The following is a 13,740-nucleotide window of genomic DNA, read 5'->3' as shown; positions in this document are numbered from 1 at the left end:
CGTAACAGTTCCCCTCCGGTGAATGACGTGCCGCATCTTTGCAGATTCGAGCGCCTTTGCCAAACGCTCATGAGTTACCTCAATCGAACCCGCCCAGATACTCCTACTCGCTAGTCTTTTCGCATTCCTTAACGGATTTCGTTAACACAACTTTTTAGAAAAGACCAGTCGCGAGAGGGGTAGTTTTGCGTGTTTGGCCGACACTGTTGCAAAAATGTCTCGGCTGGCCGGGAACGCCGACAACCGCCGGTCCGCGGGTTCTTGGCACATATCGGCGGGGCGGCGAATCGCCGGCTGGAAGCGAGTCCCGAAAAGCTTGACAAAGCAACTAATATAAAAATATCTTTATATTGTTATGGAGATTGATCGCACCTCACCATGGCGATGAGAGCCGGTTTGGATTCCTGGGTCGGCAGCTTGCGCGCGGCGGCCGAACCCACGCGGCTCCGTTTGCTCGTCCTCTGTTCGCGCACCGAACTCACGGTGAGCGAGCTGGTTGAGATTCTCGGGCAGAGCCAGCCGCGCGTCTCCCGCCACCTCCGCTTGCTGTGCGAGGCCGGTCTATTGGTAAAGGCGCGGGAAGGCACCAACGCGTTCTTCCGTGTCGCCACCGACGGGGCGGCGGGTGATCTCGTCGCCTATCTGATAGCCGCTCTCGATGCCGATGACCGGACCCTGGCCGAAGACCTTTCTCGGCTTGGTCTGATACGTACGCGTCGCGCCGAGACGGCCGCGACTTACTTTCGAAAAAACGCCGCCCAGTGGGACAAGATTCGTTCCCTCTATGTCGATGAGGCCGAAGTCGAAGACGCTCTGCTCGACCTCGTCGCCGCGCGCGGGGCTGAAAACCATCTCGATATCGGCACCGGGACCGGCCGCATACTCGAACTCCTCTCGCCCCACGTCGGTCGCGGCACCGGCATCGATCTCTCGCGCGATATGTTGGCCATTGCGCGCATCCGCTTGGAGCCGTCGGAGATGGCTTCGTGCCGCCTGCATTACGGCGACATGTACCGCCTGCCGTGGCCGGACGGCAGCTTCGACCTGGTTACCTTTCATCTCGTCCTGCACTACGCCGAAGACCCGGGTGCGGCGATCGCCGAAGCGGCACGTGTTACCGGCCCCGGCGGCCGGGTGATCGTCGCCGATTTCGCGCCCCACGATCTCGATTTCCTGCGCACCGAACATGCCCATTGCCGTCTTGGCCTGGGCGACGACGAGATCGCCGCTTGGTTTTCGGAGTCGGGGCTGGAACCGATCGCACCGAAAGTCCTTCCCGGCAAGCCGCTGACGGTCAAGATTTGGGCCGCCGATAGAGCTTCCGTCGTCGCTCTGCGTGCCGCCGAAGGAGGCCGGCGGTGAATCTTCGCGCCAAGACAGAAAAGTCGCCAACCGAACCGCCCCAATCGCCGGCGCGGCCGCCCCGGGTATCGTTCGAGTTATTCCCGCCCAAGAACGAGGCCATGGAACTGCAGTTGTGGAAAGCGATCCGGCGCCTCGAACCGCTGGCGCCAAGATTCGTTTCGGTCACCTATGGCGCCGCCGGCAGCACGCGCGAACGGACCCACCGGACGGTGAGCCGGCTGCGTACGGAAACCGGACTCGAACCGGCGGCGCATCTGACCTGCGTCGGCGCCGATTGTGCGGAGATCGACGACGTCGCCGATGCTTACCGGCAAGCCGGTGTGAAACATGTCGTCGCCCTGCGCGGCGATCCACAGGAAGGGGAGGACACGTACAGGCCACATCCCGGCGGTTATGCCTTTGCCTCGGATCTCGTTGCAGGCCTGCGGGCGCGCCACGATTTCGACCTCAGCGTCGCCGCCTATCCCGAATCCCACCCCGAAGCGATGAGCCCGGAAGACGATATCGACAATCTCAAACGCAAGATCGATGCCGGCGCGAATCGTGCCATTACACAATTCTTCTTCGACGCCGATGTCTACTTTCGGTTCGTCGACCGGGCGCGGGCGAAGGGCATTGCGGTGCCGATCGTTCCCGGCATCCTGCCGGTGACAAATTTTGCGCAAATGACCCGGTTCGCCGACATGTGCGGGGCGTCGGTTCCGCCGTGGCTGGCGATGGCCTTCGACGGCCTCGATGACGACCCGGAAACGCGACAGCTCGTGGCCATGTCGACGGCCTTCGATCAATGCCGGCGGTTGCGCGCCGGCGGCGTCGACGAATTTCACTTCTATACCTTGAACCGGGCCGAGCTGACCTATGCGATCTGCCACATGCTGGGCCTCAGGCCGCGGCCGGAATTGGCCAGGGGCGCGGCCTAGGGACGGACGGCGATGGCTCACCTCCTCGATTACTTGCGCGATCGCGTGTTGCTGCTCGACGGCGCCATCGGTTCCGAGGTGCAGGACCGCGACCTCGACGTGGACCGCGATTATCTCGGTCATGAGAACTGCACGGAGATTCTAACCAAGAGCCGGCCCGATCTGGTGCGCGATATCCATCTCGCCTACCTCGAAGCCGGTGCCGACGCGGTCGAGACCAATACCTTCGGCGGCTCGCCGACTACGCTCGGCGAATTCGGCCTCGCCGAGGACGCCTTCGCGCTCAACCAACGGGCCGCCGAACTGGCGCGGGAGGCGATCGCGGAATGCGCCCGCGACGGCCGCGAGAGGTTTGTTTTCGGCGCCATAGGGCCGGGCACCAAGCTGCCCAGCCTCGGCCACATTTCCTATCGCGAGGTCGAGGAGGCGATCGCTATCCAGGCGTCCGGGTTGATCGCCGGCGCCGTCGACGCCCTGCTCATCGAGACCTGCCAGGATACGCTGCAGGTCAAGGCCGCCGTCAATGGCGCGAAACGCGCGCGCGAAGCCGCCGGCGTCGATATCCCGCTCCTGGTGCAGGTCACCGTCGAGATGACCGGGACGCTTCTCGTCGGCGCCGACATCGCGGCGGCGGCGACGGTGGTCGATGCGCTCGACGTTCCGGTCATCGGGCTCAATTGCGCGACCGGCCCGCAGGAGATGGCCGAACACGTCAAATGGCTGGGCGAAAATTGGCCGGGGCCGATCTCGATCCTACCCAATGCCGGGTTGCCGGAACTGGTCGATGGTCAGGCGCGCTATCCGTTGAGCGCCGACGGCTTGGCCCAATGGCAGGAACGCTTCGTCGAGGAAGACGGCGTCGCCATCATCGGCGGCTGTTGCGGGACCGGTCCGGCGCATATCGCAGCGCTTGATGCCATGTTGCGGCGCCGGGCTAAGGACGGGACCCGACCACGACCCGTGCGGCGCAACAGTGTTTGGGTGTCGTCGCTGGCTTCGCTTTATGCCGCCGTGCCGCTGCGCCAGGAGAATGCCTATCTGTCGATCGGCGAGCGTTGCAACGCGAATGGCAGCCGGAAGTTCCGCGAACTGCAGGCCTCGGGCGACTGGGACGGCTGCGTCGAAATGGGCCGCGAGCAGGTGCGCGAAGGGTCGCATGCGCTCGACTTGTGCACCGCGTTCGTCGGTCGCGATGAGAACGCGGAGATGAAGGAAGTGGTGACGCGGATGCGTGGCAGCGTCAAGGCGCCGCTGGTCATCGACAGCACCGAGTTCGAAGTGCTCGAGAAGGCCTTCGAGCTCTATGGCGGAAAGCCGGTGCTCAACTCGATCAATTTCGAGGACGGAGAGGCGGCGGCGAGCGAGCGTCTGATCCTGGCCCGACGTTTCGGGGCCGCGGTGATCGCGCTGACCATCGACGAGACCGGCATGGCCAAGACCGCGGCGGCCAAGGTCGAGGTCGCGAAACGGCTCTACGATTTCGCCTGCGGCCGGTTCGGTCTGCCGCCGTCGGACCTGCTGATCGATCCGCTGACCTTCACCATATGCACCGGCAACGAGGACGATCGGCGGCTCGGACTGGAGACCCTGGAGGCGATCGAGCGAATCGGCAGCGAGTTGCCCGAATGCCAGATCATCCTCGGCCTGTCGAATATTTCATTCGGCATCAATCCGGCGGCCCGCGAGGTCCTCAACTCGGTGTTTCTCGATCACGCGTTGCGCCGCGGCATGACCGGCGCGATCGTTCATTTCAGCAAGATCATGCCGCTCCACAAGATCGCGGAAGAGGAAGCCAAGATCGCCGAGGACCTGATCTACGATCGGAGCGGTCCCGGCTACGACCCGTTGCAGGCGTTCATGGGCCTGTTCCAGGATCGCAAGGCCCAGGCCAAGGTGGCCAAACAGCGTGCCGAGAAGATCGAGGACCGGCTCAAGGACCGTATCATCGACGGCGACAAGCAAGGCCTCGAGGCCGAGCTCGACGACGCGATGAAGCAATATCCGCCGCTCGATATCATCAACACCTTCCTGCTCGATGGCATGAAGGTCGTCGGCGACTTATTCGGCTCGGGCCAAAAGCAATTGCCCTTCGTTCTGCAGTCGGCGGAAACGATGAAGCGGGCGGTGTCCCATCTCGAGCCGTTCATGGATCGTGTCGAGGGTCAGCACAAGGGCACGGTCGTGTTGGCGACGGTCAAGGGCGACGTTCACGACATTGGCAAGAACCTGGTCGACATCATCCTCACCAACAATGGCTACAATGTTGTCAACCTGGGGATAAAGCAGCCGATCGCAAATATCCTCGAGGCGGCACGCGAACACGACGCCGACGCCATCGGTATGTCGGGACTGCTCGTCAAGTCGACGGTCGTCATGCGCCAAAACCTGGCCGAAATGAGTCGCCAGGAATTGGATATTCCGGTGCTGCTGGGCGGTGCCGCGCTCACCCGCCGCTATGTCGAAGAGGATTGCCGGTCGTCCTACGATTGTGGCCGCGTGGCCTATGCGCGTGACGCGTTCGATGGGCTCAAGCTGTGCGATGCGATCAAAGCCGGCGGCTTCGACGATCACCTGAACGCGGCGGCCGAACGCCGCAAGAAGCGCCCGGTCAACACCAAGCGAAAGCTCGGCGCTCCCGGCGAGAGTCGCCCGCTGCGTCCGGTCGATAGCGAGGAGATTCGGCTGCGGCGGGCCGAGCTGCGGGCCGAATACGAGGCCCCGACACCACCGTTCTGGGGCGCGAAGATCATTGAGAGCGTAAATCCGCAGGCCTTACTGCCCTACCTCAACGAACGCATGCTCTATCAATTCCATTGGGGGTATCAGAAGAACGGCCGCGAGTTGGGCGAATATATGGATTGGGCGCGGAATGAATTGCGACCGATCATGCGGCGCGTCCTCGACCAGTGCACCGACGAAGACGCGATCCAGCCGCGTGCCGCCTATGGCTACTGGAAGGCCGCCGCCGACGGCGACGATCTTGTGCTGTTCGACGCCGACGGCGACACCGAACGCGCGCGTTTTTCGCTGCCGCGTCAGGCCCGCGAAGGCGGCCTGTGCATTGCCGATTTCTTTCGCGAGGCGGATTCGGGCGAGCGCGACGTGATCGCCTTGCAGGTCGTGACCATCGGACAGAAGGCTTCCGATGTGGCGCGGCAATGGTTCGCCGACGATCGCTATCAGGATTACCTTTACTTGCACGGTCTGGGTGTCGAGCTCGCCGAGGCGATGGCTGAATATGTTCACAAGACGGTCCGGTCGGAACTCGGCTTCGGTGCCGACGACGCGCGCGACATCGACAAGCTGTTGCAGCAGAACTATCGCGGTTCGCGCTATTCCTTTGGCTATCCGGCATGCCCGAATTTGCACGATCAGCGCCAATTGCTGACGCTTCTCGATGCCGGTCAGATCGGCGTTGACCTGTCCGACGAGGACCAACTCCATCCCGAGCAATCGACTTCGGCGATCGTGGTCAGCCATCCCCAGGCAAAATATTTTTCAGTATAAGTCGGCGGCGACAGCGGCCGATTGGGGGCCAAGTTGGACACTGGCCCAAAATTTGGAATCGGAGTATCACCGTCCAAGGCCGTCAGATTTTTCTCGAGGATCCCGTGAAACTATTGCTCGCGACCGTGTTTGCGATAATGCTTGGGCTCGGTGCCGCCCGGGCCGACCAGGATGCCGACTTCAGCGCCGCCGTCGGGCTGGCCGAACAGGGCAAATACGCCGAAGCGGCATCGCGGCTACGCATCCTCGCCCAGCAAGGCCACGCGGGCGCGCAGTATAATCTCGGCTTCTTCTATGATTTGGGCCTCGGTACGGAGCAGGATTACTACGCCGCTTTCAATTGGTATAGCCTTGCCGCCGCCCAAGGTCTGCCGGAAGCCGAGTACAATATCGGCGTCATGCACTATCTCGGCCGCGGCGTCGACAAGGATGTCGCCCAGGCGGCGGAATGGTATCGCCGCGCGGCGGAAAACGGTCTTCCGCAGGCCCAGACCAATCTCGCCGTATTCTACGAGTCCGGCCAAGGCGTCGAACAGGATTACGAGAAGGCGCTCGAGTGGTACGGAAAGGCGGCCGACCAAGGCTCCGAGAAGGCCATGTTCAATCTCGGATTTTTATATGTGAAGGGGCTGGGCGTGCGGCGCGATCTGGTGACCGCCTACAAATGGTTTACGCTTGCCGCGATGGGCGGGCATGAACAGGCGACCAAGAACCGCATTTTAACCGGTCAGGCCATGAGCGACGACGAATTGGGGGTTGGCAACGCCGATGTCCGGGCCTTCATCGAAACTCACCCCGGGTTCGAAAAGCGAATTCGCCCCTGAGGGACCCGGCGATCGTCGGCCCGGCGATCATTCTCGATTTGAAAAACGTCGATCCGCGCGCTCGCAGAGCCATCGATAAAGTGGCCCCAGAAGCGCGGGCAGCACGTAGATCGGAATCTGTCCAACGGCGAAGAACAGCAACATGTCGTACTCGGTCGATCCCGCCAGGGCGGCCAGTATGAGCGCCATGTTGCGATTTCCATTGATCAGGCCGACGGTCAGCGCTTGGCGTGCGCCGAGGGCGGCGAACACGCAGGCGCCGACGGCCTGAAGACCGAGATTGGCGATGAACGCGGAGCCAATCATGGCGAATACGAAAGCCGGGCGCGCAAGAAGAGTCGCGGTGACGCCGTCCATGATGGCGATGGCGAAGACGACCATGAACACGACCAGCAAAGCGTCGACCCCGCGACCGACCGGCTCTCGGCGTGCGGCGGGGACCGCCACCCGAAGCGTGGTCGCGACGGCGACCGCACCGCCGGCGAGAAGCACGAGCCGCAGCATGAGCTCCAAGCTGCCAATATCGATCTCGAGGCCAAGCAGGTTGAGCGCCATGATTGGAATCGTAATCGGCACGATAAGCGTTCCGACGAAGACCGCGACCGCGGCCAACGGGACGTCGAGGCGCAGGAGCTGAGCGAAGGGCATCGACGAGATAATCGGCGGCGCCGACGCCATCAGCACCAATGCCGAGGCGAGCGCCGGGGACACGCCGAGTGCGTCGACGACCAGCCACATGGCGATCGGCATTATGCCAAGCAGCCAAACAGCGACGACCGCGATCAGTATGGGCCTCTGAACATGGCCGGCGACCGCACCCCAGTCGAGTCGATAGAAGGCGGCACAGAGAAGGACGAACACGCTGGGCACGAGTAGGGGGCGCATGGCGGCAGCCAGCGGCGGCAGCATAAGCCCGACAAAGACACCGGTCGCGAGGACCGTTGTCGCGTGACGGGCAAGGAGTATCAGAAAGCGGTCGATCATCATTCCTGCCAGCGGGATCCGGCAATGACGCTATCCGCTTTCGAACGCGCCGCCAATGGCGTGCCTCGATTCCCTGTCGGATCGGCAGGCCGACGACACTTCGAAATGGGTATGGACCGGGGCAGTTGCGATTCGGCGGCGATGCGTGAATCGGGCATCGTATGGGGTGTGGAAACGCTCGATTCGTTCCTCGCTTCGCCACGCGAATTCGTGCCCGGCACCAAGATGACGTATGACGGCATCGACGATCCGATCGAGCGCGCCGACTTGATCGCCTATCTCAAAGAGGCAACCAAAACTTCGATCGATGTCGCGGATTAGCTGGTCTGGTGGCTCTCCGGACCGCGGAACCAGAATGGTTTGATCCGTCCAACCAAGGCATTATGGTGAGGCGCGATGACATTCGCCGCGCCCATTGACAGCCATCGCGAAACCGTTCGACCGGAATGGATCGACTACAACGGTCACATGAACGTCGCCTATTACGTCATGGTCTTCGACCATGCGACCGATGTTCTGTTCGATACCATTGGTACCGGTGAGGACTATCGGACGCGGACGAACCGGTCTTTATTTGCCCTTGAAATGCATATCGGCTACCAGCGTGAGGTGCGCGAAGGCGATCCCTTGCGGGTGACGACGCAATTGCTGGGTCACGACGCCAAGCGCCTGCACTACATTCACACCATGTACCACGCGGTTAGCGGGTTTCAGGCGGCGACCCGCGAACACCTGTCGCTCCACGTCGACCTTGACCGAAAGCGGTCCAGCGCGATGCCGACGGAGGTTCAACGGCGGCTCGTTGCGCTGACCGAGGCGCATAAGGATCTGCCGATCCCGGCCGAGGTCGGCAGCGTGATCGGCATACGACCGTGACCCCAAAGGGTGCGAGGGGGACACGATTTGGCGCCATTAGGCGCGGCGATCAAACGCCATAACGAGGGGATCTCCGGGACGCGGCGGCCATGGTGAAAGAAGGCTTTCAAATCCGCAAGGCGCGACGCAATGTTTTGGCCCGGTTGCTGCGGTTGGGTCGCCACGACGACACCCGCCTTCTGATCCTGGCGGTCGTAGTCGGGGTCGTGTCCTCGTACGCCGCGATCCTGTTCTGGGAACTGTTCGACGCGATCCGCGAGCTGACGTTCGGGACGCCTTCGGAAATCGCGCTGGTCGATTCCACGACGACCCCGTGGTGGTTGATACTCTTGGTACCTTCCGTCGGCGGTCTTTGCATCGGCCTTTTCGTTTATTACCTGCTTCCGGACCGACGGCCCCACGCGCTCGCCGATGTGATCGAGGCGGTGGCGACCCGCGATGGGCGGCTGTCCCTGCGCGCCGGCCTGGGCGCCGCCATCGTCAGCGCCGCATCGATCGGGGTCGGCGCTTCGGTCGGCCGCGAGGGCCCCATCGTGCATCTGTGCGCGACGATCGGCTCGTGGATATCGGCCCGGCTCAAGCTCAACGCGACGATGTTGCAAACCCTGCTCGGATGTGGCACCGCCGCCGGTGTCGCGGCGTCGTTCAACGCCCCCATCGCCGGCGCCTTTTTCGCCTTGGAAGTCGTGCTCGGCCACTATGCCCTGCGTTCGTTCGCGCCTGTCGTCATCGCCTCGGTGACCGGGACACTGATCTACCGGCTGCATCTGGGCAACCAACCGGCCTTCGTGAAACCGGAATACATTGTTGCCTCGTTATGGGAGTTCCCCGCCTTTGCCCTGCTCGGGGTGGTCAGCGCCGGGGTCGCCCTGGTCTTCATGTGGAGCCTCATGACAGCGCAGAACATCACCGAAAAAATCCCCGTTCCGCCATGGCTGCGCCCGGCGATAGCCGGTCTGTTGGTCGGGCTGATCGCGCTGGCATTCCCACAAATTCTCGGGGTCGGGTATTCCTCGACCAATGCGGCGCTCAACCAGCTGCTGCCGTTGTGGCTGTTGCTGGCGCTGATCCCGGCCAAGATCATTGCCACCGCGGCGTCGTTGGGCGGAGGCTTCGGTGGCGGGGTGTTCAGCCCCGCGCTGTTCATCGGGGCGATGACCGGCGGCGCCTTCGGTTTTCTCGCCAGCGGTCTGTTTCCCCACCTGTCGTCGGGGCATGGCGCCTATGCATTGATCGGCATGGGGGCGGTCGCGGCGGCGGTCCTCAATGCGCCGATGTCGACGATCTTGATCGTGTTCGAATTGACCGGCGACTACGCCGCGACGATCGCAGTCATGGTTGCGGTCGTCATCGCTTCGGTCATCACGCACCAGGTTATTGGCGGGTCGTTCTTCGATTGGCAATTGCGCCGTCGTGGCATCGATGTCACCGGCAGCAGACACACGCGTCTTCTTCGCCACTATCGCGTTGACGATGTGATGGATGTGGATTTCGCCGCCATTTCTCCCGACGCCGGGGTCAAGGAGGTGCGCCGCCTGCTTCAAAAGGCGCCCCATGGCGAGCTCTTCGTCGTTGACGAGGCCGAGACCCTGATCGGCACGATCACTTTCCAGGATCTGCGAGAGGCGGCCTTCGACACCGGGTTGGACGACACCATCAAGGCGGGCGATCTCGCCGACCTCCATCCGAAGGTGTTGATCGTTTCGGACGACCTCGGCCGGGCCCTGCAAATCTTCGAGAATCAAGACGATCCCCACATCCCGGTCGTCGATTCCAAACAGAGCATGAAATTTCTTGGATTGGTCCACGAACGCGATGTCATCCTTCGTCTCAATCGCGCGATCGCCGGCAACGATTTATCGTCGCACGCCCACGGCGCCCGCTAACACCGGGCTAATAGGAGGAGCGTAGCCGCAAATAGGTGTACCGATCACGCGAGCCGATGGTGACGTCGTGAAGCGCAACGCCGCGGAGGACGGTGAGGGGCACGTCGACACCTGCCTCGCCCAGCGCCCACACCGCCAGATAGAAATCCGCCAGGGTCGGCACCGCCACCTCACCGACACGCAGAATGATGTCATCGGCCTCGATCCCGGCCTCGGCCGCCGGTCCGGCGCCGGCAACCCTGACGACGAAAAGATGGCCGCGATCCTCCTCGGCAAATATGCCGAGCCATGGCTTCGGCGGCGACGCCGACCGCCCCTGGGTCAGCAAGTCGGCGAGCACCGGTTTGAGCGCGTCAACGGGCACGAACATATTGCCGGGGGCGCCATCGTCGCCGCCGTAGACGTCGCCGACAAAAAGCGAACCGATGCCGCGCAAGGTGCCGTCGGCGCCGATCAGCGCCGCGCCGCCATATTCGCGATGCGGCGGCAACGTGAAAATGGCATCTTCCAGCAGGTACTCCCAATATCCGGCGAAGCGGCGTCGCTCCGCGACGATTACGCCTTGCGCGGATGGCGCCGCACCACGGCTGAGGACGAGCGCGTGTTCGTCGATGCGCAGATCGTCGGAGCGCCCGAGCCGGATCGGCTTCGCATCCAGCGGCTGCAGAGCGCGGAGCAGGCCGAACCCGGTGTCATAATCGTAGGCGATGATGTCGGCGGCGACGGTGTTGCCGCCGGCGGTGGTGAGCGCGACCTGGTCTGCCTCCAGAATGAGATAGCCGATGGTCAGCACCAAGCCATTGTCGTCAATGACCACGCCGCTGCCGGCTCGTTCGGTGCCGAGCGTTCCCGCGGTCCGGGCATCGCTGGGAATGGTCGCCTCGATGCCGACCACGGCATCGAAGATTTCGGCCAGGTCTTGGGCTTTGGCCGCTGGTGCCGCGGCGCAGCACAGGCAAAGCACGAACAGGGCGATCCGTTGCCGGCGGAAAACGACCATATCTCATCTCCCTTCCTTGCCATAATGATGGTCCTGTTGGGGGGCGATTTCCAGCCCCTGTATTTGAGCGTCGAACGCCGCGCGGCGCTGCGATATAGTCGGGCCGCCATGGTTGAGTCCTTCGAATTTGACGATGAAATAGCAACGCCCGAGCACTCCCGCGGCGCGGTTGCGCCGCCGCCCACCTACCTCGAGGGTCTCAACGAATCGCAGCGCGAGGCCGTCGCGGCCACCGAAGGCCCGGTTCTGGTTCTGGCCGGTGCCGGGACCGGTAAGACAAGGGCGCTGACCACCCGCTTGGTCCACATCCTTGCCACCGGTCGCGCCCGTCCCCATGAAATCCTGGCCGTCACCTTCACCAACAAGGCGGCGCGGGAGATGAAAGCACGGGTCGACGCCCTGATTGGATATCCGGCCGAGTCCTTGTGGCTCAACACGTTCCATTCGCTGTGTGTCCGCATTCTGCGGCGCCATGCGGAACTGGTGGGTTTGCGCTCGAATTTCACCATCCTCGACACCGACGATCAGATCCGCCTGCTCAAGCAGGTGATGGCGGCCGAGGACATCGATACCAAGCGGTGGCCGCCGCGAACCCTGCTCGCCATCATCGATCGCTGGAAGGACCGTGGTCTCGCGCCGGGGGACGTGCCGGAGGGCCAGCGGACGGACTTCGCCGACGGACGCGTGCTCGCGCTCTACGCCATTTACCAGGAGCGCCTGACGACCCTCAACGCGACCGATTTCGGCGACCTAATTCTCCATTGCCTGAAAATTTTCACCGGCCACCCCGATGTCCTCGCGAGCTATCAGGAGAGGTTCAAATACCTTCTCGTCGACGAATACCAGGACACTAACGTCGCCCAGTATCTGTGGCTCCGCCTGCTCGCCCAGAAGCGGCGCAACATTTGCTGTGTCGGCGACGACGACCAATCGATCTATGGCTGGCGCGGGGCGGAGATCGGCAACATTCTGAAATTCGAAAGCGATTTCCCGGGCGCGCGGATCATCCGCCTCGAGCGCAATTACCGCTCGACCGGCCATATCCTGGCCGCCGCCTCGGGCCTGATCGCCTGCAACGACGGCCGCCTCGGCAAGACTCTGTGGACCGAGGGCGAGGAAGGCGAGAAGGTGGTCGTCCATGGGGTCTGGGACGGCGAGGAGGAGGCGCGACAGGTCGGCGACCTGGTCGAGGACCTACAGCGCAAGGGTCACCCGCTCGACGATATGGCCATCCTGGTGCGGGCCAGCTTTCAGACCCGGGAATTCGAGGAACGCTTCATCACCTTGGGACTGCCCTACCGCGTCATCGGTGGGCCAAGGTTCTACGAACGGCGCGAGATCCGCGACGCCATGGCCTATTTGCGGATCATCAATCAGCCCGACGACGACCTCGCCTTCGAGCGAATCGTCAACGTCCCCCGTCGCGGAATCGGAAATGCCACCCTGCAGGCGGTTCATCATCTGGCGCGCATCCAGGGAATGCCGTTGCTGATGGCGGCAGCGCGATTGATCGAAACCGACGAACTCAAGCCCCAGGCGCGCCGCGCGCTCGGCGGCCTGATCGAGGATTTCGCGCGCTGGCGAAGCCTGATCGAGACAATGCCGCATCCGGAGTTGGCGGAAACCGTGCTCGACGAATCGGGGTACACCGAAATGTGGCAGCGCGACAAGGCGCCGGACGCGCCGGGCCGCCTCGAAAATCTCAAGGAGTTGATCGTCGCGACAGCCGATTTCGAGAATTTGCAAGGCTTTCTCGAGCATGTCAGCCTAGTCATGGAGAACACCGAGGCCGCTCAGGGCGACATGATCAATCTGATGACGCTCCATAGCGCGAAGGGATTGGAGTTCGAAACCGTCTTCCTGCCCGGCTGGGAGGAGGGGTTGTTTCCTCACCAGCGTGCGCTCGACGAGGGCGGCATCGCGTCGTTGGAGGAGGAACGCCGGCTAGCCTATGTCGGGCTGACGCGGGCCCGGCGCCGGGTGCGGATTTTCCATGCCGCCAACCGGCGGATACACAATCTCTGGCAAAGCGCGATCCCGTCCCGCTTCGTCGACGAGCTGCCCGCCGACCATGTCGAAAGTGACACCCAAATCGTCGGATTCGAGAGCAATCCGTATGGCGGGCTGAGCGAGGCCGTTCCCCGCACCGGCTTTGGCGGCCGGTCGCGCCGTTCGCGCCGCGACGGGGTGGTCGCCGACGATGGCACCGACATCCTGCCGTCCACCGCCGACAGGGATTTCGCTATCGGCGCGCGGGTATTTCACCGCAAGTTTGGCTATGGCACCGTCACCTCGGTCGATGGCGACAAGCTGGGGATCGATTTCGACCATACCGGCGAAAAGAAGGTCATCGACAGTTTCGTCCAGCCGGCCTGAGC

Annotated in this window: 10 protein-coding genes; 8 read left to right on the top strand and 2 right to left on the bottom strand. The window is 63.1% G+C overall.

The features are described 5' to 3' along the window. The first annotated feature begins 384 nt into the window (after positions 1-384). The 4 genes from GY791_13405 (at position 385) to GY791_13390 (ending at position 6,616) form a co-directional block, all read left to right on the top strand. Positions 385-1,362: a metalloregulator ArsR/SmtB family transcription factor gene (locus GY791_13405; GenBank protein ID MCP4329421.1), complete on the top strand. Its 978-nt coding sequence runs from the start codon at positions 385-387 to the stop codon at positions 1,360-1,362. Positions 1,363-1,463: 101 nt separating this feature from the next. Continuing rightward, complete coding sequence (metF, locus tag GY791_13400) at positions 1,464-2,285, top strand: methylenetetrahydrofolate reductase [NAD(P)H] (protein ID MCP4329420.1); 822 nt, start codon at positions 1,464-1,466, stop codon at positions 2,283-2,285. A 12-nt stretch (positions 2,286-2,297) separates the two neighbouring features. After that, a complete protein-coding gene (metH, locus tag GY791_13395; GenBank protein MCP4329419.1) occupies positions 2,298-5,792 on the top strand; it encodes a methionine synthase in 3,495 nt (1,164 codons plus the stop codon). Between the two features lie 104 nt (positions 5,793-5,896). Continuing rightward, positions 5,897-6,616 (top strand): sel1 repeat family protein, encoded by a 720-nt coding sequence (locus GY791_13390; protein MCP4329418.1) that lies wholly within the window; start codon positions 5,897-5,899, stop codon positions 6,614-6,616. A gap of 27 nt (positions 6,617-6,643) precedes the next feature. Here GY791_13390 and GY791_13385 read toward each other — a convergent pair whose 3' ends face one another. Then, positions 6,644-7,603: a hypothetical protein gene (locus tag GY791_13385; GenBank protein ID MCP4329417.1), complete on the bottom strand. Its 960-nt coding sequence runs from the start codon at positions 7,601-7,603 to the stop codon at positions 6,644-6,646. Between the two features lie 102 nt (positions 7,604-7,705). On the opposite strand from GY791_13385, the gene GY791_13380 reads away from it, so the two are divergent. The 3 genes from GY791_13380 (at position 7,706) to GY791_13370 (ending at position 10,362) form a co-directional block, all read left to right on the top strand. Beyond that, the gene (locus GY791_13380; GenBank protein ID MCP4329416.1) at positions 7,706-7,921 is read left to right on the top strand and encodes a hypothetical protein; all 216 of its coding nucleotides are present in this window, start codon (positions 7,706-7,708) and stop codon (positions 7,919-7,921) included. A 75-nt stretch (positions 7,922-7,996) separates the two neighbouring features. Then, entirely contained in the window at positions 7,997-8,476 is a 480-nt protein-coding gene (locus tag GY791_13375) for a thioesterase-like protein (GenBank protein ID MCP4329415.1), read from the top strand. Positions 8,477-8,565: 89 nt separating this feature from the next. Next, complete coding sequence (locus GY791_13370) at positions 8,566-10,362, top strand: CBS domain-containing protein (protein MCP4329414.1); 1,797 nt, start codon at positions 8,566-8,568, stop codon at positions 10,360-10,362. Positions 10,363-10,369: 7 nt separating this feature from the next. On the opposite strand, the gene GY791_13365 is transcribed toward GY791_13370, so the two are convergent. Beyond that, the gene (locus GY791_13365) at positions 10,370-11,362 is read right to left on the bottom strand and encodes a serine protease (GenBank protein ID MCP4329413.1); all 993 of its coding nucleotides are present in this window, start codon (positions 11,360-11,362) and stop codon (positions 10,370-10,372) included. 108 nt (positions 11,363-11,470) lie between these two features. On the opposite strand from GY791_13365, the gene GY791_13360 reads away from it, so the two are divergent. Further along, positions 11,471-13,738, top strand: a complete 2,268-nt coding sequence (locus tag GY791_13360; protein MCP4329412.1) for a UvrD-helicase domain-containing protein — start codon at positions 11,471-11,473, stop codon at positions 13,736-13,738. Positions 13,739-13,740 lie beyond the last annotated feature (2 nt).

Source organism: Alphaproteobacteria bacterium (assembly GCA_024244705.1).
In the GTDB taxonomy this organism is placed as follows: Bacteria; Pseudomonadota; Alphaproteobacteria; order JAAEOK01; family JAAEOK01; genus JAAEOK01.
The sequence above is the reverse complement of the archived record's forward strand: the minus strand, read 5'-3'. Positions and strand labels throughout refer to the sequence as shown.